The 21,679-nt window shown below is 44.3% G+C and carries 17 protein-coding genes and 1 pseudogene; 8 read left to right on the forward strand and 10 right to left on the reverse strand.

The features are described 5' to 3' along the window. Nucleotides 1-45 precede the first annotated feature (45 nt). The 5 genes from ACI3E5_RS15575 to ACI3E5_RS15595 all read left to right on the forward strand — a co-directional run bounded on the left by ACI3E5_RS15575 (nucleotide 46) and on the right by ACI3E5_RS15595 (nucleotide 5,569). Nucleotides 46-978 (forward strand): helix-turn-helix transcriptional regulator, encoded by a 933-nt coding sequence (locus tag ACI3E5_RS15575; RefSeq protein WP_498822085.1) that lies wholly within the window; start codon nucleotides 46-48, stop codon nucleotides 976-978. A 45-nt stretch (nucleotides 979-1,023) separates the two neighbouring features. Next, nucleotides 1,024-1,383, forward strand: coding sequence for a hypothetical protein (locus ACI3E5_RS15580; protein ID WP_491807841.1), 360 nt, complete (start codon nucleotides 1,024-1,026; stop codon nucleotides 1,381-1,383). Nucleotides 1,384-1,532: 149 nt separating this feature from the next. Further along, nucleotides 1,533-2,072 (forward strand): GNAT family N-acetyltransferase, encoded by a 540-nt coding sequence (locus ACI3E5_RS15585; RefSeq protein ID WP_086294919.1) that lies wholly within the window; start codon nucleotides 1,533-1,535, stop codon nucleotides 2,070-2,072. Nucleotides 2,073-2,087: 15 nt separating this feature from the next. Next, complete coding sequence (locus tag ACI3E5_RS15590) at nucleotides 2,088-3,818, forward strand: ABC transporter ATP-binding protein (RefSeq protein WP_498822084.1); 1,731 nt, start codon at nucleotides 2,088-2,090, stop codon at nucleotides 3,816-3,818. After that, nucleotides 3,815-5,569: an ABC transporter ATP-binding protein gene (locus tag ACI3E5_RS15595; RefSeq protein WP_010747846.1), complete on the forward strand. Its 1,755-nt coding sequence runs from the start codon at nucleotides 3,815-3,817 to the stop codon at nucleotides 5,567-5,569. Before ACI3E5_RS15590 ends, ACI3E5_RS15595 begins: the two co-directional genes overlap by 4 nt. Nucleotides 5,570-5,636: 67 nt before the next feature. On the opposite strand, the gene ACI3E5_RS15600 is transcribed toward ACI3E5_RS15595, so the two are convergent. The 6 genes and pseudogenes from ACI3E5_RS15600 to ACI3E5_RS15625 all read right to left on the reverse strand — a co-directional run bounded on the left by ACI3E5_RS15600 (nucleotide 5,637) and on the right by ACI3E5_RS15625 (nucleotide 11,645). After that, nucleotides 5,637-5,909, reverse strand: a complete 273-nt coding sequence (locus ACI3E5_RS15600) for a GNAT family N-acetyltransferase (RefSeq protein ID WP_010747845.1) — start codon at nucleotides 5,907-5,909, stop codon at nucleotides 5,637-5,639. Continuing rightward, complete coding sequence (locus ACI3E5_RS15605; protein ID WP_015509363.1) at nucleotides 5,897-6,175, reverse strand: (4Fe-4S)-binding protein; 279 nt, start codon at nucleotides 6,173-6,175, stop codon at nucleotides 5,897-5,899. Before ACI3E5_RS15605 ends, ACI3E5_RS15600 begins: the two co-directional genes overlap by 13 nt. Before the next feature lie 192 nt (nucleotides 6,176-6,367). Beyond that, entirely contained in the window at nucleotides 6,368-8,560 is a 2,193-nt protein-coding gene (locus ACI3E5_RS15610) for an alpha-galactosidase (protein ID WP_498822083.1), read from the reverse strand. A gap of 40 nt (nucleotides 8,561-8,600) precedes the next feature. After that, nucleotides 8,601-9,416, reverse strand: a pseudogene (locus ACI3E5_RS15615) (carbohydrate ABC transporter permease); the annotation flags it as partial. Between the two features lie 2 nt (nucleotides 9,417-9,418). Continuing rightward, nucleotides 9,419-10,294, reverse strand: a complete 876-nt coding sequence (locus ACI3E5_RS15620; protein ID WP_010747841.1) for a carbohydrate ABC transporter permease — start codon at nucleotides 10,292-10,294, stop codon at nucleotides 9,419-9,421. A 61-nt stretch (nucleotides 10,295-10,355) separates the two neighbouring features. Beyond that, a complete protein-coding gene (locus ACI3E5_RS15625; RefSeq protein WP_498822082.1) occupies nucleotides 10,356-11,645 on the reverse strand; it encodes an ABC transporter substrate-binding protein in 1,290 nt (429 codons plus the stop codon). Between the two features lie 168 nt (nucleotides 11,646-11,813). On the opposite strand from ACI3E5_RS15625, the gene ACI3E5_RS15630 reads away from it, so the two are divergent. Both ACI3E5_RS15630 and ACI3E5_RS15635 read left to right on the forward strand, forming a co-directional pair. Further along, nucleotides 11,814-13,337 (forward strand): response regulator transcription factor, encoded by a 1,524-nt coding sequence (locus ACI3E5_RS15630; RefSeq protein ID WP_498822081.1) that lies wholly within the window; start codon nucleotides 11,814-11,816, stop codon nucleotides 13,335-13,337. Then, entirely contained in the window at nucleotides 13,334-15,037 is a 1,704-nt protein-coding gene (locus ACI3E5_RS15635) for a sensor histidine kinase (RefSeq protein WP_498822080.1), read from the forward strand. The genes ACI3E5_RS15630 and ACI3E5_RS15635 overlap by 4 nt, the downstream gene beginning before the upstream one ends. A 109-nt stretch (nucleotides 15,038-15,146) precedes the next feature. Here ACI3E5_RS15635 and yicI read toward each other — a convergent pair whose 3' ends face one another. From yicI to ACI3E5_RS15655, 4 genes are all read right to left on the reverse strand, one after another. Next, the gene (gene yicI / locus ACI3E5_RS15640) at nucleotides 15,147-17,429 is read right to left on the reverse strand and encodes an alpha-xylosidase (RefSeq protein WP_498822079.1); all 2,283 of its coding nucleotides are present in this window, start codon (nucleotides 17,427-17,429) and stop codon (nucleotides 15,147-15,149) included. 12 nt (nucleotides 17,430-17,441) lie between these two features. Then, the gene (locus ACI3E5_RS15645; protein ID WP_008378845.1) at nucleotides 17,442-18,317 is read right to left on the reverse strand and encodes a carbohydrate ABC transporter permease; all 876 of its coding nucleotides are present in this window, start codon (nucleotides 18,315-18,317) and stop codon (nucleotides 17,442-17,444) included. Then, nucleotides 18,314-19,180, reverse strand: coding sequence for a carbohydrate ABC transporter permease (locus ACI3E5_RS15650; protein ID WP_008378847.1), 867 nt, complete (start codon nucleotides 19,178-19,180; stop codon nucleotides 18,314-18,316). Before ACI3E5_RS15650 ends, ACI3E5_RS15645 begins: the two co-directional genes overlap by 4 nt. 71 nt (nucleotides 19,181-19,251) lie before the next feature. Further along, nucleotides 19,252-20,526 carry an ABC transporter substrate-binding protein gene (locus ACI3E5_RS15655; RefSeq protein WP_498822078.1) on the reverse strand — a complete coding sequence of 425 codons (1,275 nt, stop codon included), beginning with the start codon at nucleotides 20,524-20,526 and terminating at the stop codon, nucleotides 19,252-19,254. Between the two features lie 117 nt (nucleotides 20,527-20,643). On the opposite strand from ACI3E5_RS15655, the gene ACI3E5_RS15660 reads away from it, so the two are divergent. Next, nucleotides 20,644-21,591, forward strand: a complete 948-nt coding sequence (locus ACI3E5_RS15660) for an AraC family transcriptional regulator (protein ID WP_498822077.1) — start codon at nucleotides 20,644-20,646, stop codon at nucleotides 21,589-21,591. The last annotated feature ends 88 nt before the right edge of the window (nucleotides 21,592-21,679 follow it).

The raw sequence follows: 21,679 nt of genomic DNA on the forward strand, positions 1-21,679 counted from the left end.
TGTAACTGTGAATATTGCCAAAACTTGGCACCATTGGAGAAAGAAATGAAAAAATCAGAACGCTTAACACAGGAATTATTGTATTTACAAGGAAAAACCACTTTTCATCTAGCCGATTTGATGGAAACCTTCGCAATCTCAAAACGTACAGCCGTCCGTGATGTCCAATCATTGGAAGAGCTGGGCTTGCCTCTCGTGGTAGAAACCGGTCGTTATGGCGGCTATCAGATTTTGAAAAATCAACTGACCCCCTTGTACTTTGACAAAAATGAACGGTATACCCTTTTCTTTGCTTTGCAGCTCTTACAAAAATTAACCGATTCTCCTTTTGATCGGAGCTATCAAGGGTTACGGCGAAAATTGTTGCAGTCTTTTTATCAAGGAGACACCGAGTGGTTAGAAAAAATGGAGACGGCGGTTTCGTTTCAAGGGGTGCCTCAATTGACGAGTGCGCCGATCCTCTCAGCGCTTTTTTCAGCGATCGTACAAGAACAGGTCATCCAATTTAGCTATCAGCGTTATCAAAAAACGAGCAAAATCGTTCAGCCCTATCAGTTGGATTTTCGTGCTGGCTACTGGTACTGTTTGGCCTATGACTGTCAAAAGCAGGCTTTTCGCCGCTATCGCTGTGATGCAATGCAGGGACTTGCTCCGACTGAAAAAACAGGCTATACCTTGCAGCAGTTAGCTGAAAAACAGCTGCAGCAACAAGTGTTGACACAAACACTGGGCTATCACATCCGCTTTGATCTATCGGCAAAGGAACGCTTGTGGCAAGAAAAATATCCTGACATGGCAGTGGTGGAACGTCCTAGCGAGCTTTGCTTAGAGGGGCACATTGCCGACAATGAGCTGGGTTTTCTGGCTGATTTTCTCTTGCAATTTGGTCCAACCATCAAAGAAATCCACCCGTTAGTCCTCAAACAAGCGTATACTGAAAACGTTCGGCAAATGCTGCAGCCATTTGCAACGGACTGACCGCTTTCCTGCATTGATTATTGATTGATAAGGAGTTTTCTACCTATGTTTCTTTTAAATAAAAAAACCTTCCAAGCATTGGCTGCCCCCTATAGGACAGAAGGGGCTACCATCGGCTATGCAAAATGGCAGTCCTTCAACGCCATCACCAGCCGTAGCCTGCTCGTCTTGGATGATCAGCATTTGACGATTTTGGCGTTGAATCTTTTCTCGACAAAAGTCGTGCAGCACAAAAGCATACCGCTTGCTGAGCTGAAAAAACAGCACAAAGATCCTGTTGTAGGGATGCTCGTCCCGATTCGCTTTACTTATAAAGGGGAAACCTACCGTTTTCAAATGCAGCGAGTGATCTTGCCCTTGGGAGATTGGCAAAAAACCTTTCTTGCCCGCTGGCAGTCGTGGTAAATGAGCAGCAACTGGCAAGGTTCGTTTTCCTAGAAAAAGACTTTTCCAGTGATTTACATTTTTTTGCAAGAAAATGAATAGATTTTTCAGGGGATGTTTTCGGCTATTTCGTTCTATGGTAAGATGTCCCTAAAGAATTGGAGGCTGTTATGGATTTTATTGAAAGCGAACGTTTACTGCTCCGTCCGTTTCAAGAAAGTGATTTTGCCGATACCTTTGCTATTTATCGTCAAGCGGAAGTCTGCCGTTTCTTACTTCATGAGCCTTGGCAGACAGAAACGGCAGTGGCAGCTTTTGCCAAAAAATGCCAACAGCACGCCTTGACGGACCAAGCAGGCCTTTCTTTGGCGGTACTACACGATCAAACGGTCATCGGCGATTTGTCGGTGTGGTTTACTGGTCAGCCGTCTTCCGTTGAAATCGGCTATGCCTTCCATCCGTCATTTGGCGGACAAGGGTTTGCTCAAGAAGCATTGAAGGAATTATTGGACTGGTTGTTTGCCAGTCAGAAGATCCATCGGGTCCAAGCGACGCTAGACGCCCGCAATCAGGCCTCAGCTAAGCTTTGCCAACGCATTGGATTACGCCAAGAAGCACATTTTATCCAAGACTGGTGGAACAAGGGGGAATGGACCGATAGTTTGGTTTTTGCCTGTTTGGCCAGTGAACATCCTGCTCATCCGAAATAATTTAGGAGGTTTTTTATGATTAGCTTGTTACGCTATGCCAAGGATTATCGCAAACAGATTATTCTTGGTCCGTTTTTCAAATTTTTAGAAGCGGTGTTTGAATTGGTCCTGCCTTTGCAGATGGCCGCTCTAGTCGATGAGGGGCTACGGCAAAACAATTGGACGAAAGTCGTTGAAATGACGATCTGGATGATCGTGATGTCCGTGGTAGGCATGATCTGTGCCGTCATCTGTCAGTATTATGCTTCCGTCGCTTCTCAAGGCTTCGGGACGGAATTACGCAATCGCTTGATGAAAAAAATCAACACCCTTTCCCATAGCGAACTGAACTTATTCGGGACGGATACCTTGATCACCCGAATGACCAACGATATCAACCAGATGCAGATTGCTTTGGCGATGCTGATTCGGCTGGTGGTCCGGGCGCCCTTCTTAAGTATCGGTTCGGTGATTATGGCCTTTGTCATTGATTGGCAAGCTGGCTTGATTTTCCTACTCGTCTTACCGCTCTTTTGTATCGTTTTATTCTGGATCATCGCCAAGACCGTGCCGTTATATAAGAAAGTTCAAATTCATCTCGACGAATTGAACGAACTAGTGAGTCAAAATTTAAGCGGGATTCGGGTGATTCGTGCTTTTGCCCGCACAAAAACGGAAACGAAACGTTTTGATAAAGCAACTGATGATTTAAGTGATGTCTATTTACGGGTCACAAATCTCTCCGCCTTATTGACGCCTGCCACCACCTTGATCATGAATGTCGGCATTATCGCGTTGTTTTATATCGGTGGATTCAAGGTCAATATTGGCAATTTGCAGCAAGGACAAGTGTTGGCACTGGTCAATTATATGAATCAAATGCTCTTAGCATTGATCGTGGTTTCCAACTTAGTGATCATCTTTACCCGTGCCGCAGCATCTGGTTCACGGATCAATGAAGTGTTAGCCACTGAGCCGTCGATCGGCGATGAGCTTTCAGAAGTCTTTATGGATCAGCCGAAAAACAACGTCGGAGCGATTCGCTTTGAGCACGTTGATTTCCGCTTTTCAAAAGAATACGGATTAGCCTTGAAAAACATTGATTTCCAAGTCGCGCCGGGGACTATTTTAGGTATCACTGGACCAACCGGGAGCGGGAAATCTGCCTTGACCCAATTGATCCCCCGCTTCTACGATGTGGCTGATGGCAAAGTGATCGTTGACGGGCACGATGTGCGGAAATGGCCTTTACAGCAATTACGCCAAAAAATCGCCATGGTGCCTCAAACCGCCGTGCTGTTTACGGGAACGATTCGAGAAAACTTGCAATGGGGCAAAAAAGATGCCACCGATGAAGAGTGTTGGCGAGCACTCGAAATCGCTCAAAGCCGCGACTTCGTTGAAGCCTTGCCGCAGCAACTGGATACCCCGATTTTTGAAGGCGGCAAGAACTTTTCTGGGGGACAAAAACAACGGTTAACAATTGCCAGAGCATTGATCGCTAAACCAGATATCTTGATTTTGGATGATTCTCTAAGTGCCCTTGACTATCAAACCGATCTTGATTTGCGGATGGCTTTAAAAGAAAGCATTCGTGGTACGGTCATCATCATCTCCCAACGAGTTCGCTCCATCCAAGATGCGCAGCAGATCTTGGTCTTAGACCAAGGGAATTTGGTAGGCAAAGGGACCCATGAAGAGCTGCTGGCAACGTCAAAAGAATACCAAGAAATCGTGGCATCACAGGCAGAGGAGGAAGAAGCATGAAAAAGAAATCATTCGATTGGTCGGCCTTTCGTCGCTACCTCCCTTATTTGACTGCCTACGCGAAAGAAACTTGGGCAGCAGTTGTCCTCGGGATCGCTGCTGGTGTTTCCTCGGTTTATATGACGTATCAGATCGGTCAAGCCGTCGATCAGCTGATAGGTGCCGATCAAGTGCAGTTCAGCGCCCTCTATCGTATTTTGCTTTTGTTTGCCGGAGTGGTTTTAGTGACTGTGGTCAGTCAATGGTTGATCCAGCGACTAGGCAACCGCGTGGCGTATTTATCCGTCGCCGACTTACGTAAAAAAGGCTTTGCCCATCTCAATACATTGCCGTTGCGCTATTATGACCAAAACTCCCACGGCAACATCGTCAGTCGCTTTACCAACGACATGGACAATATTTCCATTGCCGTCGCTGCAGTCTTTAACCAGCTGTTCTCTGGTATTTCGGTCGTCTTGATCGCCTTAGTCGTCATGCTGCAAATGAGTGTGCCCTTAACGTTGGTCGTATTGGTTTCGACCCCGATCATCTTTTTGGTCAACTGGATCGTGGCACGAACGTCTCAATCGCATTTTGCTCGCCAACAAGAAATCGTCGGCGAAATTTCTGGCTTTGTTACGGAAATGATCGGCAATCAAAAAATCGTCAAAGCCTTTGATCGAGAAACCATCAACCAAAACCGTTTTGAAACGATCAACCAAGAATTGAATGTCCGGGGGCAAAAAGCCCAGTTTTCTTCTTCTTTGACCAATCCCCTTTCACGATTCGTCGATCACTTGGCGTATCTGTCAGTCGGCTTTGTCGGCGGTCTGCTTTACTTTTCTGGTTCAGGTGCAGTCACGGTTGGGGTGATATCCAGCTTTACGATCTACTCCAGTCAGTTTTCGAAACCATTCATTGAATTGTCGGGAATTACCACCCAGATCCAAACGGCATTAGCTGGACTTTCAAGAACCTTTGAGCTGTTGGATCAAGAGCCCGAAACAGCCGATGACCAAGAATCTCAATCACTGGGTGAGATCAAAGGCGAGATTGCCTTTGAGGAGGTTTCTTTTGCTTATGATCCTGGTCAAAAATTGATTGAAGATTTCACTTTTACCGCAAAACCTGGAGAAACCGTCGCGATCGTCGGAAAAACTGGTGCTGGTAAATCGACGTTGGTCAATTTATTGATGCGTTTCTATGATGTCGATAAAGGGGCAATCAAGATCGATGGCACTGATATTCGTCAGTTGAAACGAGAAGAATTACGGCAAAGCTTCGGAATGGTCTTGCAGGATACGTGGCTCTTTGATGCCTCTTTACGAGAGAACCTGCAATACGGCAATGACACTGCCACAGATGAAGAAATCTACGATGCCTTAAAGCATGCCTATATGTATGAGTATGTGATGCGCTTACCAGAAACACTAGATACACCGATCGGTCATCAAGGGATCAAGATCTCTGACGGGCAACGGCAGCTCTTGACGATCGCCCGCACGATGATCAGCAACCCACCCATGCTGATTTTGGATGAAGCAACCAGTTCGGTTGATACTCTGACTGAGAAAAAAATCCAAGATGCTTTCTTGAAAATGATGGAGGGCAAAACCAGCTTTGTGATCGCCCATCGCTTATCAACGATTCGAGCAGCAGACAAGATCCTGGTGATGGATGCCGGTCAAATCGTGGAGCAAGGAACCCATGAAGAATTACTGGCAGAACAAGGCTATTACTATCGCCTGTACCATGCTCAATTCCAACATTGATCAGCCATACCACAAACCCCCATCAGCTCAAAGGTACCTGCTTGAGCTGACGGGGGTCTTTTTTTATTTATTGGTTCCAAACATCGGCATATTCTGGTTTGCGTTCAAATTCTTTTTTGGCAAAGGGACACAAAGGAATGATTTTCTTTTGTTCTTTGCGGGCTTTTTCCACCCCTTTTGCCACTAGTTTTTCGGCCAGACCTTGGCCCCGATATGCGGGATCGACAAAGGTATGGTCAATGATCAAGCGCGTTTCGCCCGCTTCCGACCACGTCATTTCACCGATTTCTTTGTCGCCGTCTTTTAACACAAATCGAGTGTTTTCTTCTAAGATTTCCATGGTTCTTCCTCCTTTAATATGTACTTTAATGCACCGCTGGGGCAAGTGTGGATCACTTGTGCCGCTTGCGCTGCTTCCCCATTATCAGGAATCACCCATGGGCGCCGTCCAACTTCAAAAATAGCGGGATTGCCCCGCACACAGTTGCCGCTGTGGGTGCAGATCTCTTTGTTGTAATAAATATCGATCGCTTCGCCACGATACTTCCGATATCCTGCAGCAATCAACCCTGCTTCTGTTTCCTTGCCTAGTGGCTGTTCGTCCATGTTGAACACCCTCCTCTTATTGATTGTCAGAAGCAAACTGCCTGCCTCCTCCTTCATCATACGACTTCTCGAGAAAAAAAATAAATCATTTGTTCAAAAATAACTTCTCAGTTGCCGATCATTAGCCAAAAGCTTGCGGCAGCACAATAAAGCGTCCCGTCAAAACATGTTGCTTTGACAGGACGCTGATTTTCATTCGTGAGGCGCTTTTGCAACAAAATGAAACCGCTGCGTGGCGTAATCCCCTGCTAAATGAGGATCGATATACAACCCGAGCTGCATCAATTCATCGCCACCGAAGGTCTCTCCCCCACTTTGATAGGTAAGGTCAGGATCTAAGCCAGCCAGTTTTAAAGTAACCAATGGTGCAGAGGCTTCGGCTAAGACTCGGAAGTAAAAGACGATCGCTTCTTTTTTATCTGGGGAAACATACAGCCAGGCGGTGTCATTGCCTTCATAAGGGCTGAGCAGTCGAACAAAGCGACCCAACTGCAGCAGGCGCCGATGTTTTTTATAAAAAGCGATTTGTTCTTTGATCTGCGCTTTTTCTTCTTGTGTCAGCTGTGTCAAGTCAAGCTCATAGCCCAACAAGCCAGACATTGCAGCATTGCCACGAATCGCTAGATCCGTTGCCCGTTGGGTCTGATGGTTCGGGATCGCTGAGACATGGGCACCCATGGTGGATGGCGGATAGACCAGACTGGTTCCGTATTGGATCTTCAGGCGGGCGATGGCATCGGTGTTGTCGCTGGTCCAAATCTGCGGCATATAATACAAGAAGCCAGCATCAAAGCGCCCACCGCCACCAGAACAGCCTTCAAACAGGATCGTTGGATAGGCAGTGGTCAGTTTTTCCAGAAATTCATACAAGCCCAGCAGATAGCGATGTGCGACTTCCCCTTGCTGGGCAGGATCGAGGAGCAAGGAATAGACATCCGACAGACTGCGGTTCATGTCCCATTTGATATAGTCGATGGCAACCGTATCAAACAGTTGGGTTAACTGGTGATAGAGATGGTCTCTGACATCTTGCCGAGAAAAGTCCAACACATACTGACTGCGGCTAAGCGCTGGCTTGCGATTGGGTACTTGTAACAGCCAATCGGGGTGTTGTCGGTTCAGTTCACTGTCACCCGAAACCATTTCTGGTTCCAGCCAAAGCCCGAATTGCAGCCCTTCGTCATGGACTTTTTGGGCAAATCCTGCCAAGCCAGAAGCCAGCTTGCCTTCGTTTTCAAACCAATCGCCTAATGAGGTTTGGTCATCTTCTCGCTGACCAAACCAGCCGTCATCCAAAACAAACAGTTCGATTCCCAGCTCCTTGGCTTCATCAACGAGGGCATCTAGCTTTTCTTCATTGAAATCAAAGTACGTTGCTTCCCAGTTATTGATCAGGATCGGCCGTTCTTGCTTTTTGTATTTCCCCCGAATCAAATGCTCATCATAAAAATCATGATAGGTGGCTGACAGCTGATTCAAGCCAGCCTCACTATAAGCGATCACGGCTTCTGGGGCTTGAAAGCTTTCAGTTGGCGGCAATTGCCAGGCAAATTGATGGCTGTTGATCCCCATGATCACACGGGTCTGGTGGTAAGGATCTTTTTCGATGATGGTTTCATGATTGCCGCTATATAGCAAGCTAAAACCAAAACACTCCCCAGCAAACTCCGTAGCATTAGGTTCCAGCAAGACGGCAAAGGGATTTTGCTGATGGCTGCTGGAACCCCGCTTGCTGTCTAAACGCTTGATGCCGCGATGGATGGGTTCTCGGGTCACTTGACGTTCCTTCGCCCACGCCCCTGGCAAGTGGATCAAATCAAAGGGCCGGTTAGGAAAATCCAGCGCTTGACTCGCTAGCTGTTCGATCGTAACAGGCTGGTTTCCGTGGTTGATTACTTTACTAGAGCGGACGATCACTGCCGCATCCTCAAAAATCGTGTAAAACAGCTGCAGCTCAAGTCCCGCCACATCATCTTTTAAGGACAGAATCAGTGTTTCGATGCCGTCGCCGGCCCCATGGGTCTGAGGCAATCCTGCTAGGGCGGGTTTGCCTTGTTGAATCTGGTAATCACTAAAGACAAAATGGCTGACTCGGCTACCGTTAGACTGGCGAATCGTATAGGCAGCTTCTCGAAAGTCCCCGAAGCCATTACCAGGAAACTCCAGCATCAAGGTATCTAATGAAAAAAGCCGATCGCTGCTGTCTGGGGGATTAGGTGAAAAGGACCGATCAAGGCGTGGGTAGCGATAGCCACCAGAATAATGGGCGATTTTCTTCCCAAAATAAAGGTGCGCCACATTGCCCCCTTCCTCTATCTGTAAGAGATAGCTGATTTGATCGTTGCTTAAATGAAAGACGTTTAATTGTTTGTCAAAAAGAATCATATCGTACCCTCTACTTTGTATTTGTTTGCTGATGTCCCGCTTATTTCACGGATCCCAGCATCCCTTGGACAAATTGTTTTTGTAAAACGAAGAAAATGATGGCCGTTGGCAGTGTGGCGATCACGATGCCGCACATCATCATGCCATAATCAGGTGTATAAGAAGCACCCATTGCTGAAAGAACCAGTGGAACGGTCCGTTTGTCTGGTGATTGCAGGGCAACTAATGGCCATAAATAATTGTTCCAGCTGCCCATAAACGTAATGATCGCGGCAGCTGCGTAGGTATTTTTAGCCGTAGGCATGTAGACTCTAAAGAAAATACTCAGTTCATTCAAGCCATCGATCCGAGCAGCTTCGACTAATTCTCTAGGGAATGCCTTGATGTTTTGGCGGAAAAAGAAAATCAAAAAGGCGGTACAGACTGAGGGCAAAATCACGACAGCGAAGGTATTGATCCCGATCGGTGTGCCGCTAAGTTTGCTGAACATCCGATAGAGCGGGATCATTAGCGCGGCAAAAGGCACCATCATCGACAGCAGGAGAATATTAAAGATGCGGTCTTTGGTTTTCGTCCGATAGATCTCAAAGCCATACCCTGCCATGGAGGAGAACAACAGCGCAAAGACGGTCGTAATCACGGCAATCACTGCGGAATTGCCTAATGCCCGAGTAAAATTCAAATCAGAAGAAAAGAGATTTTGGAAGTTGATCACCAATTGATCGCCAATCATGATTTTTCCAGCAACGATATCAAAGGTTTGATTGGTCATCCCTAGAATCATCCAAACAAATGGAAAAATAGAGATGAAAGCCAAAATCGCCAGAAAGACGTATTTTAAAGTGAGTGAGATTGTTTTCAATTTTCTTTTCCTCCTATTTTCGTTTGGATGATCGATAAGATCACGATCGCAATCACGATAACAAAGGAGACCGCAGCGGCGTACCCAAAGTTTGGCGTGAATTTGTAACTCAAATTGTAGATATATTGCGACAAGGTCGTCGTGGCATTGGCTGGTCCACCGCCAGTGATATTTTGAACTTCATCGAATAATTGCAGCGTACCGATCGTTGAGGTGATCGTGGTAAATAAGATGATTGGACGCAAGTTGGGAATCGTGATTTTGAAGAATTGATCCCATTTCGTGGCACCATCGATCTCTGCCGCTTCGTAAATACTTGGATCGATATTTTGCATGCCTGAGATGAAAAAGATCATATTGTAGCCAGTCCAACGCCACGTGATGGCAAAAATGATCAGTACTTTTGCCCAGAAGGGATCCGTCAACCATTGGATCGGTGCATCGATCAGGTGTAGTTGCGTCAAAAAGTTATTGACTAACCCATTTGCCGAAAAGAGACTTTTCATGATCAAGGAATAAGAAACCAAGGATGTGATACAGGGTAAAAATAAGGCGGTGCGGAACAGCCCTTTAAATTTCAATTTTTTGTCATTCAATATGTTCGATACGATCAGCGCCAAAAAGAGCATGATCGGAACTTGGACTAATAAGTATAAAAACGTATTGCCAAAGGCTTTTTTAAAGGTTGAGTCGCTCAACATCCGCTGATAGTTGCCAAGACCGTTAAAGGTCATCGCTGTCGGTGGTCCTGATTGGAATGACGTGAACAATGCCGAGACCATCGGAATAAAGACCAGCATCGTGATCAAAATGACGGGTAAGGTAATAAAGGCATTGCCGTTTGCAAACCAATTTTTTGTTTTGTTTTTCATTGTAATTCCCCCTTAACACAGAAACTCGCGATCGCTCACGAGTTTCTGCAAAGTTGTTCGATTAGTTTGCAATTTGTGCTTCCACTTGTGATTGTGCTTCTTCTAATACTTTATCGATGTCTTCGCCGTTGATCACTCGTTGCAAGCTTTCAGTCAAGACAGATTCAATGGCATAGGTGTGATTGCCGTAGTTCACGGCTGGAATTTCTTGTGACCATTGAGAGAAATCTTGGAAGACTTTTTGACCGCCATAGAAATCAAGCCCCGACGTATATTCTTCCGTTTCTTCTGCAGCATTCATGGTTGAAACCAAACCGATCTCGGTAGCTAATGTACCCATCAATTCTTTATTTGAAGCAAAGGTATTGGCTAAAAAGTCTTTGGCATTTTCTTCGCCGTCAACCCCTTTGATCACGTACCAGCCTGCTCCGCCGATGCTAGAAGCATTGACTGAATTGCTGTTGCCAGCGATAGATGGGATTGGAGCGATCGCCCATTTGCCGCTTTGGTCTTCCGCGCCTTGAATCGTGCTGGAATACCACGCACCAGTTGGCGCAGAGGCGACATTCCCCGATTGAACGGCATTGACCCCGCCATCCCAATCAGAAACTTGTTCAACTAAGCCTTCATTCAACAATGTTGCTAAGACAGTTAGACCGGCTTTAAAGGATTCATTGTCTTTGATGGTTACGGTGGAGCCATCTTCACCGGTATACCATTCGCCTGCCGATTGCATAATGATTCGTGCCAAGCCAAGATCGCTTGGGTCTAACGACATCATAGCGTGACCCGTTTTTTCTTTGACGTCTTTGGCGATGCTGATAAAATCATCCCAAGTAATATCTTGGAGATCGGCCTGCTCATAGCCTGCATCGGTCAAATAATCTGTGAGGTAAAATAGTCCTGCGACGCCACTGTCAAATGGCACCCCATAAATGACATCGTCGACTTTATTGACCGCAAATTTATAGCTGGAGAAATCCTCCTCATTCACGATATCCGTTAGATCACTAAACGCATCTGGATAAGAAGAAAGGTATCCTTGGATGCGGTAGTCTTCGATCAAAACGATATTTGGTAGTCCGTCCGTATTTCCAGATGCCAGACTCGTATTTAATTTTTGAACGATATCATCTTGTGACATCGTCACGACTTCCACATCGACATCTTGATTTTCATATACTTTTTTGGCTTCATTGACTGCCTTGATGTTGAAGGTCTCATCCCATGCCCAGACCGTGACTTTGTTTGAGGACTCGCCAGAATCCCCAGAGCTTGTGTTGCTGTTTCCGCAAGCCGCCAAAGTCAGCACTGCAGCCGCCGTTACCATCGATGCAAGTAGTTTTTTCATTTTTATCCCTCTTTCCTTTTATTTACATGGCTAACTATACACTGATTTTGTAACCGTATTCAATGATTATGAAAGAGCTTACTAAATTTGTCCAAAAATAGAAAAAAGTTACAATACCTTTCTTTTTTGAAAGCGTTTATAATAAAGAAGAGATATAGGGGGGATACCATGACTATTTTACGCACGGTCTTAGTCGTTGATGATGAGGCAACGATCCGAGATGGATTGAAACATATGATACGTTGGGAGCAAGAAGGGTTCCGTCTCTTAGGCGATGCAGCGAACGGGCAAGAAGCTTTGGCGCTGATCCATGAACTGAATCCCGACATCGTGATCACGGATTTGAAAATGCCACAAATGGACGGTCTTCAACTCACAACGATCATTCAACAACAATATCCAGAAGTCCATTTTTTGGTCTTGAGCAGCTACGATGATTTCCAATACGTCAGTCAGTCTTTTAGAAATGGTGCCGTAGATTATCTTTTAAAACCGACACTGACGCCGACACTCTTGTTGAAGACGCTGCACAACATCTCACAAAAGCTGTCACATACAAAAGGCTCCGTGACTGAGGAGACGCAGCTGCAAGAATCGTTGAATCGCTATTTAGCAGGGTATGAAGAACCGTTGTCTCCTTTGGCGGACTACCTTGCATTCGATCAGTCGCAACAGCAAGCCCAAATTTTGACCACCAATTTTAGCGGCTTTCGTGCCAATGATCAGCTGCTGCATGCATTAACGGAATTCACTCAATCACAACCGCAGGTAAAGACGCTCTTTTTTCAAACCAGTAACAAAGATGCCGGCTTAGTGATCAGTTATCCAGAAGGAACGGATGTTTATTCCTCTTTGAAAGAAACGTTGGAACAATTGCGTTTTACCGAGCCAGACGCCTTCTTTACTCTCAGTGTGCCCTTTCAAAAGATTGAACAGTTGCGGGACCATTTTGTGACCCTTAAAGCCAAAAGCCAAGGACAATCGTTTTTTTATAAACGACAACGGTTGGTGCCAGAACAAGAACTCTTTTTGTACATTGAAAGTGATCGCTTTGATACGAAGAAGTTCTTACGGGCTTTGTTAGACAACAACTTTTTGTTAGGAATCACCAGAATCGAGGAATATTTTAATGACATGATCTTATCCAATGTCGATCCGACATTCTTAAAACAGCAGGCCAGCAGTATTTTTTACACGTTACTGTCCCGCTTGGAAGAAGAATTTCCCACTGCTCCACGCTTTAGCCGCTTAAAAGCCGAATTTTTGCATGCCATCGGTCACGTGCAGTATTTGGAAGATTTTTCTGATTTGTTGTTGGCGACCATTGATGATATTCGTCAACAGCTGACGACCTTATCACCGCTGGATGAAGATGATCTACTCGTTGCGATTCAGCGCTTTATTCAAGACAACTACACCAAAAGTCTGTCTTTGTCTGAACTAGCTGAAACCTTTCATTTTAGTTACACCTATCTTTCGGCTTTTCTTTCTGCGAAACTGAAAATGAGCTTTTCTGAGTATGTAAAGAAAACCCGCTTGGATAAAGCCAAAGAACTGCTGACACAATCTGATCTGAATCTATCTGAAATCAGTGAAGCGGTCGGGTATTCGGATATCAGCTATTTTTCTCGCATCTTTAAGAAAGAATGCCAAGTCACCCCATCGAAGTATCGGCGGTTGAATCAATTATGAAAATCAACCAATGGATTCAGAAAAATGAATTATTCAGTCGGATCTTCCTCTTTGTTGTCGTCGGGGTCATTAGTGTTTGTCTGCTAACCGTCGTCGTGATCTATGGTCGCTCGAAAAATGCCTATGTTGCTTCGTACCAGAGTTCCAATCAGCTGCTACTGGAAAAAATCCAAGAAGATTATGAGCGTCTGAACGAGAATATCCATCGGATTTTTGACATCGTCGATGAAAGCAAAGCCGTTGAAACATACTTAGAAGGCGACATGAATCAAGGCCGTACGATTTTAGAATTAAACGAGCAATTAAAAGACACCCGCTCTTTGTTTCAAGACATCCCCTCGAATTTAGTGTTGATTGGGGTCAACGGGGGCACTTTCTTTCAAAACGATGCGGTTCGCAATCAATCAGTAGATGATTTTCTCGCCAGTGCCTTTATCCAGCAGATCAATGACAATGACGCCATCAGTCAGTATTATTTCTTAGATCAAGGCTTGAGCACCTCCACCAGCGACTCCCCTGGCTTGATGTACGTGCGCAAATTAATGAAAGAAGAAACGATTTTCGGCTATGCCCTGATTTTCTTAAAAGAATCCGATTTTTCTTCGATCTATCGTCAACTCTTAGATACCAGTCTTCACTCGATCTATATCGTCAATGAGCAAAATCAAATTCTCTCCACTTCTGATCCGAGCCTTTTAGGCAAGCCATTTGAAGATCGTCTCGTCACGGTCAAAAGAGATACTAGCATCAATCAGCTGCCCCTTTATTCGTATCATTTTACTTTTTACGATGTTTTGGATGAATCGCATCTAGTACGCAATATGAATCTGATCAAGCCAGCTCTTTTAATTTCTGTCGTCAGTATTTTACTCTTTAGTCTGCTGGCGTTTTGGATCATCCGCAACATCACCCAACCGATTTATCAGTTGATCGCCAAGCTGCCTGCGGTCACTCAAGGCGATTTCAGCGACAAGGTTACCATCAACGGGACGTACGAAACGCGAGAATTGGGGCGTGCGTATAACTTGATGCTAGAGGACTTGGAATCTTATGTCGATCATTTAATGATTACAGAAGCCGAAAAACGCAAGTTCGAGATCCGCTCGTTGCAAATGCAGATCCAACCGCATTTTGTCTACAACACATTGACTGCCATCAAGTTTTTGATCTGGCAAAACGAACAAGAAGCCGCCACCCAAGCGATTGAAAGCTTTGTCCAATTGTTGCGGCACACCTTTAACCGCAAAGAGATCGTCCCCTTAAAGGATGAGCTAGCGATCGTGGAAGAATACCTCGTGTTAATGAACGTACGTTACGGCAATCGCATCCAATCAACGATTTTTTCAGAAGATGGCTGCGAAGATATTCTTGTACCGAAGATGATTTTGCAACCGATTATCGAAAATGCCTACCTGCATGCCTTTCCCGAAGAGGATTCAGGATTGATCCAGATTTTTTCTCGCGTCAGTAAGGAAGGCCTGAAAATTGAGATCATCGATACGGGCATCGGGTTCAATGAAGAGCACCCAACCAGCACCGCCAACCATTTTGAACACTATTCGGGTATTGGCTTAGACAATATTGATCAGCGTATCAAGCTGCTCTATGGGGAAAAATACGGATTGACTGTAGAATCACGCATCAACGAAGGAACCACCGTTCGCTTGCTGCTGCCGATCCAGCGGGAGGAACAAAACTGAGCCAAAGAACTAGGTCTGCACTTTGCCGTTAGTTCTTCAATGCTTCGTTCACTACAAAAAACCTACCGTCCTTGATAGATACCCATCAAGAACGGTAGGTTTTGTTTCCCTATTCAAAGACGGTCATTTCTTGTCCGTCCATAGTGATCAAGCTGCCAAAAGGATGTCGTTGGGCATTTGCAAAGCTTCGATTGCGAAACAGCACCTGAACCTTTCCCAACCCTTCCATACAAATTCGATAACCGCTCGCCTCTGGCTCAACAGAGATTGTTCCAGTTGGCACGCCTTGCTGATCACAGACTTCAGCAGAAACTGCTTCCGTTATTTCAAAGGCATGAACGATCAGGTTTTTGGTGTAGTCATAGGCGGCGGTCTGTTCAACGCTTCCTTCAATGATCAGTGAATTCGGTCGTACCATCAACGGTAGATGGAAATAGTCATAGCGTTCTTCCCACCATTTTTGGCCTTCATAGCGTTTGTTGTCTAAATAATTTGTCCAAGTTCCAGCTGGCAGATAGAACGGAACCTTTCCTTGCTCATTAAAAATCGGCGCAACTAGTAAGCGATCCCCCAGCATATACTGCTTATCAATGGCATAAACCGTCTGATCCTCTGGGAACTCTAGCATCAACGGACGCATCAGGGGAATGCCCGTTTTTGCAGTGTCTGCTGCTTGACGATAAATATAAGGCATTAGGCGGTTTTTCAATTTTGAAAAAGATTGACTGACTTTTGCTGCTTCTTCTCCAAAATTCCATGGTACCCGATATTCAACATTGCCATGGTAACGACTGTGGGTCGACAATAAACCAAATTGCGTCCAACGTTTATACAAGTCGGGAGTCGCTTGTTCTTCAAACCCGCCGATATCATGGCTCCAAAATCCAAAACCAGATAAGACAAAGGATAAGCCACCACGCAGAGACTCTGCCATCGAAGAATATTCAGATAAATTGTCGCCTCCCCAATGGACAGGAAATTTTTGGGAACCAACAGAAGCAGAACGAGCAAAAAGAACGGCTTGATTTTCCCGCATTTCCGCCAGCAGTTCAAAGACGGTTTCATTGTATAGATAGGCGTAATAATTGTGCATTTTTTTCGGATCTGATCCGTCATAATAGACGGCATCTTCAGGGATCCGCTCACCGAAGTCCGTCTTAAAGGAATCAACACCCAATTCAATCAATTCCTTTAAGCGATCTTTATACCATTGACGAGCCTCTGGATTGGTAAAATCAATGATCCCTTGTCCAGCTTGCCAAAGATCCCACTGCCAGACTTCACCTGCTTGGTTCTTAATAAAGTACCCTTTCTCTTTGCATTCTTGATATACAGAGGCTTTTTGCCCAATGTAAGGGTTGATCCATAAACTGACTTTTAATCCTTTCTCATGGATTTTCTTTAGTAATCCTTTCGGATCAGGAAACAATTCGTCATTCCATTCAAACCCACACCATTCAAATTCCTTCATCCAGAAACAATCAAAATGAAAGACATCAAAAGGAATATCACGAGCTTGCATTTCATCGATAAAGTGCATCACTGTTTCTTCACTATAATCAGTTGTAAATGAAGTGGATAGCCATAAGCCAAAAGACCACGCTGGCGGTAAGGCGGGTTTTCCTGTCATGTCGGTGTATTTTTCTAGAATGGCTTTCATATCTGGTCCATAGATGATGTAATAGTCCAGACGCTGCCCCTCGACACTGAATTGCGTGCGGGAAACGTTCTCAGAAGCTACTTCAAAGGAAACCGCTTCGGGATGATCAACAAAAATACCGTAGCCTTTATTCGTCAAATAAAACGGAATATTTTTGTATGCCTGCTCGCTACCCGTACCACCGTCTTGATTCCAAATATCAACGGTTTGACCGTTCTTGATAAAAGGAGTGAACCGTTCCCCTAATCCGTAAACAAATTCATAAGGATCTAGCGAAAGCTGTTCTCGCATATACTGCTTGCCGTCATTTCCCGAAATTTTAGCCTGTGCTTTAGGCATGGAAGAAGTCAACAAGCTACCTTCTCCGAAAAAGTCAATTTTAAAAGCCGCTTGTTTAGGGACTTTCGCTTCCAATGATCCAGATTTGAAGATATACATGTCTTCGTTATCGGTATCGATCTTCACGTCTGCCGGTTGAGTATCTAGTGCAAACGACGGGGCCTGCATCGTCTGATCATGATGCACCAAGCTGACTTTGATTACATCGTTTTGCGGAGTTGAAAACGTGAGTGTGGTTAAACCAAGGTTTAAGGTATCGCCACGCCGCTGAATCTCTTGATAGGGCAGATAAAGGGTCAATTGCTCCTTTTCTACCTTATGATCATAAGCAATTCGGGGATGTTCGAGTTGGACGCCTTCTTTTGCCAGCCAATAGCCATTTGTAAATTTCATCTTCTTTTCCTCCTACTTTACTGCACCATCTGAGATGCCTTTCACTACATGTTTTTGCAAGGCAATAAACAAGAGAATGATTGGCAGAACAACGATCACCAGAGCTGCTAGCGCTAAATGCCATTGCTTGTTAAATTCGCCGAAGAAATAAAACATCCGCAAGGGAATCGTATACATTCCGGCTTTATTAATACTTAATGAAGGCAATAAATAGTCATTCCAAAACCACAATGTATTCAAAACAATCACCGTTACCGTCGTTGGTTTCAACAAAGGCAATATTACTTTCCAATAAATCTGAAAGGTATTCGCCCCGTCAATGATCGCTGCTTCATCCAGCGATCGTGGAATGCCTCTTAACGCACCATAATACAAAAAAGTCGACATACTGACAGCCAATCCCAAGTACATTATCATTAGACCCGGCTGATTTAACAAATTCATTCGTCCAAAAAGAGAAATCAGTGGAATCATGATCCCTTGAAAAGGGATCAGCAAGCCGATGGCAACAACAAAATAGAGGACTGAACTTAAGCGGCTGGTATTTCTCGATAAAGCGTATGCTGCCATTGAAGAAACAAAGACCACCAAGATCAAAGAACCGACAGTAATCAACAATGAATTCATTAAACTTCTGATGAAATCCAGTTTTTCTAACGCCTCTTGATAATTCTCAAAGGACAATCCGCCAGGCAGCGACAACGTACTCTGAAAGATCTCTGCTTTTGTTTTAAATGAATTGATCACGATCAAGAAAAACGGATAAAACCATAAGCACGCAAGTAAAAGACCACTTACGATCAGCAGACTGTGCTGCAGCTTTTTTTTCTTCTGCCGTCTACTTTTTGTATTCCCCTTTTTAGTAGAGGAGTGACGAGTCTCGATCATGCGCTGATCTCCTTTCTGCGGGTAATTGAGATTTGAATAATGGAAATAATGACAATGATCACCAGAAATATCATCGCTTTTGACTGAGCAAAGCCCATTTTTCTCATTGAAAAAGCTTCATTGTAAATATTCATGGCTGCCATCTGAGTCGAATTGAACGGTCCGCCCTGTGTCAACGCCAAGTTTTGATCATAGATTTTAAAGGCATTTGACAGCGTCAAAAACAATGTTACGGTAAACGCGGGCATCAGCATGGGTAGTTTGATTCGGAAAAAGACTTGTAGCGGATTGGCGCCGTCCATATCTGCTGCTTCTAAAATTTCTTCTGGAATATTATTTAGAAACGAAATATAGATCAACATCATATACCCGCTCATCTGCCAGACGAACAAGATAACCAAACCCCAAAAACCTGTTTCTGGTGTATTCAACCAGCCATTAAAAAAATTGATCCCAGTCAAATCGGCGATACTCTCGAATGCTTTGTTAAAAATAAATTGCCATATAAATCCTAGTATGATCCCACCAATTAAGTTCGGCATGAAAAAGACGGTCCGAAATAGAGTGGTCCAGCGTCCCAGTTTTTGCGTGACTAAAGTTGCTAACAACAGCGCGATGACATTGATCAAGATCACACTGTAAACAGAAAATTTCGCCGTGAACAACAAGCTGTTAATGAACGCCTGATCTTTAAAAGCGCGCAAGTAGTTTTCCAATCCGATAAAGTCGCTGATCGTATTGCCGTTCCAGTTGGTCAGTGAGTAATATCCCCCTGTAAATAAAGGAATAAACAGAACGACCAATAATGCGACGAATGCCGGTGCTAGCAGCAGCCAAAATGATTTTGAACGATTTGTTAACATACAGCTCCTCCTATGATTTCCTTGATTTTGCCTATCCTGCGCGCATCACTGCAGGATAGGCATCTCTTTGGTTATTGACGTTCTTGCGCCCAACTGCTTTTCAGCTGATCAGTGAACTCAGTCCATGAGATTTGATCGGCTGCATAAGCCTGGAACTGAACCCCAAAAATATTTTGTCCGTATCCATCTGGATAAGAGTTATGGACCCAAGGAACCGTTTGGCCATTCGTTAAATACGTATAAATGTCATTGGACAACGGATCAGAAATATCGTCACTGGAGAAGTTCGTATAAGCTGGAATAAACTCAAAATCATCGATGATCGCGGTCATCGCCTCTTCATCGGTATACATCCATGTCAAAAATTGTATGGAGGCATCGATCACTTCTTGTTCCTTATCTTTGTTGACACCCCAATACCAAGCTGGTCCGGCAACGATTTTGCTGCCGTCTCCCACTTGCATTGGGACGATTGCCAATTTTTCTTTTGCAAATGTATCATCCAAGCTGTTTAATGTAGGAACGATCCAATTGCCTTGATGAATGATGGCAACCTTCTCACTGGCAAATAGTTCTTCGACTGACGTGCTGTAATCCATTGATTCCAACGGTTGAGCATTGTATTGGATCGCCAGATCAGCGTAGTCTTTCAGTTGTGCCTCATAAGTTAAATGAAGCTCTTTGGCTTCCAGTGTGTCTTTCAAGCTATCATTAAATTCAGGTGCAAAAAAGTTCGAACTGAATTGACTGGAAACCCATGTTTCACCGCCGCTGAAGCCGAATACACCGTCTAATCCTAACTCTTCTTTCTTACTATCTAACGTTTCTACTGCCTCCTTAAAATCGGCAAATGTTTCAATCGCTTCACTATCGATTCCCGCTTGCTGAAACAGCTCTTTATTGATCAGCCAACCGTAGCCTTCGATATTCATCGGCAAGCCGTAAACTGTCTCATTCAGTGTTGCCCCTTCCAACGTTCCCTCAATTGCTTTTTGAGCTAATTCTGTATCCCCAAGGTCATATAACTTGTGTTCCCATGTTTGCGTATCTGCTAGTCCCCCCAGCATAAAAATGTCCGGTTCATCACCAGATGAAAATTTTGATTGGAGAGCCGCTGTGGCGTCCGTTCCTCCACCTACAGTAGTCATATTGATTTTTATGTCCTCATGGCTTTCTTCAAAAGCCGCAACCAATCGATCCATCTGTTCTGCAGTCTCTGTCTTGATGTTAAAAACTTCTAGTGTTACACTACCATCATCTGAGGTACCGCTTCCAGAATTTCCGCAACCAGCAATTCCGATCACACTTAACATAGTAGCAGCCGTCAACAAAATTCTCTTTTTCATCATTGTTCCCTCCTCAATCAATTCGATCACAAATTGATTATATTGATATTTCGGCCCTTCTGTAATCGTTATCTTAACCGAAATACCTTGTAATATTGATGAAAATGGAGGAGACAGATGGTAACCCAACCCTATATTTTTACGCCAAACCCTAGTGAATATGATATTGATACTTCTTTAAAAGAGATCACAGAACATGGTGACAGCTTGTTTCCAGTCAGTGTTTATTTGACAAATCATCCTGCTGATCAAGCAAATATGATCCACACCCATTGGCATCGCGAGCTTGAGATCCTATATATTTTTCGAGGAAAGATGGAAATAAAGGTCGAAGGTGTTTCTTATATCGCTAAAGAAGGCGAGCTTGTATTTATCCCTGCCAATCAGCTACATGAGGCATTAAATTATCAGCAAACAGCTTGTACCTTCTTTGCTATCGTCTTTGACGCGACCTTTATTGAGAGCCGCGTCTCTGATTTGATCCAGCAGTCCTATCTGGACCCGTTGCTTCATTCCGCGGATCAGCAAGCGATTCATATCACAAGTGATTTCGTTTCTCATATGAACATTCAACAGGCATTGACTCATATTATAGATTTATTTGCATTAAAGGAACCATTGTATGAGCTGGCGATCAAAGCGGAACTCTTTTTATTTATTAAATATCTTTGTCAAAATAGCCAATACATTAATCGCAATAAGAAACCTATCGACAGTAAAAGCAAACTCAATACGTACAAATGCAAGAAAATCCTACTTTTTATTGAAGAAAATTATCAACGCCCAGTGACACTTGAGGAAATCAGTCAATATATTGGCTATAGCAAAGAACATTTCTGCCGTTTTTTTAAAAGAAATTTCCAGATGAGCTTTTTTACCTATCTAAATAAGTTCCGCATCAAAAAAGCGGAGTATCTCTTACTCCATACGGATTTAAAAATCATCGAAATCGCATTGGAAACTGGATTTGATGATCCGAATTACTTTACGACACTTTTCAAAAGGGAGACCGCTTTGACCCCTTCCAACTATCGCAAACGACCGAGCAACACCACGAATTTATAATTCTGAAAATCAGTAAATATCCACCCGTGAAACGGGTGGCTTTTTAACAGCCCTAGAAGGGCTCACCACTCGCTAGCCCCTTAAAAGG

This window comes from Candidatus Enterococcus avicola, from assembly GCF_047470845.1.
Taxonomy (GTDB): domain Bacteria; phylum Bacillota; class Bacilli; order Lactobacillales; family Enterococcaceae; genus Enterococcus_D; species Enterococcus_D casseliflavus.

Excerpts from the sequence above, each read along its gene's own strand:
- ACI3E5_RS15645 (WP_008378845.1), bottom strand. The coding sequence starts at position 18,317 with ATGATCGAGACTCGTCACTCCTCTACTAAAAAGGGGAATACAAAAAGT.
- ACI3E5_RS15655 (WP_498822078.1), bottom strand. The coding sequence starts at position 20,526 with ATGAAAAAGAGAATTTTGTTGACGGCTGCTACTATGTTAAGTGTGATC.
- ACI3E5_RS15625 (WP_498822082.1), bottom strand. The coding sequence starts at position 11,645 with ATGAAAAAACTACTTGCATCGATGGTAACGGCGGCTGCAGTGCTGACT.
- ACI3E5_RS15635 (WP_498822080.1), top strand. The coding sequence starts at position 13,334 with ATGAAAATCAACCAATGGATTCAGAAAAATGAATTATTCAGTCGGATC.
- ACI3E5_RS15605 (WP_015509363.1), bottom strand. The coding sequence starts at position 6,175 with ATGGACGAACAGCCACTAGGCAAGGAAACAGAAGCAGGGTTGATTGCT.
- ACI3E5_RS15610 (WP_498822083.1), bottom strand. The coding sequence starts at position 8,560 with ATGATTCTTTTTGACAAACAATTAAACGTCTTTCATTTAAGCAACGAT.
- ACI3E5_RS15660 (WP_498822077.1), top strand. The coding sequence starts at position 20,644 with ATGGTAACCCAACCCTATATTTTTACGCCAAACCCTAGTGAATATGAT.
- ACI3E5_RS15580 (WP_491807841.1), top strand. The coding sequence starts at position 1,024 with ATGTTTCTTTTAAATAAAAAAACCTTCCAAGCATTGGCTGCCCCCTAT.
- ACI3E5_RS15590 (WP_498822084.1), top strand. The coding sequence starts at position 2,088 with ATGATTAGCTTGTTACGCTATGCCAAGGATTATCGCAAACAGATTATT.
- ACI3E5_RS15575 (WP_498822085.1), top strand. The coding sequence starts at position 46 with ATGAAAAAATCAGAACGCTTAACACAGGAATTATTGTATTTACAAGGA.
- yicI (WP_498822079.1), bottom strand. The coding sequence starts at position 17,429 with ATGAAATTTACAAATGGCTATTGGCTGGCAAAAGAAGGCGTCCAACTC.
- ACI3E5_RS15630 (WP_498822081.1), top strand. The coding sequence starts at position 11,814 with ATGACTATTTTACGCACGGTCTTAGTCGTTGATGATGAGGCAACGATC.
- ACI3E5_RS15620 (WP_010747841.1), bottom strand. The coding sequence starts at position 10,294 with ATGAAAAACAAAACAAAAAATTGGTTTGCAAACGGCAATGCCTTTATT.
- ACI3E5_RS15650 (WP_008378847.1), bottom strand. The coding sequence starts at position 19,180 with ATGTTAACAAATCGTTCAAAATCATTTTGGCTGCTGCTAGCACCGGCA.
- ACI3E5_RS15585 (WP_086294919.1), top strand. The coding sequence starts at position 1,533 with ATGGATTTTATTGAAAGCGAACGTTTACTGCTCCGTCCGTTTCAAGAA.
- ACI3E5_RS15600 (WP_010747845.1), bottom strand. The coding sequence starts at position 5,909 with ATGGAAATCTTAGAAGAAAACACTCGATTTGTGTTAAAAGACGGCGAC.
- ACI3E5_RS15595 (WP_010747846.1), top strand. The coding sequence starts at position 3,815 with ATGAAAAAGAAATCATTCGATTGGTCGGCCTTTCGTCGCTACCTCCCT.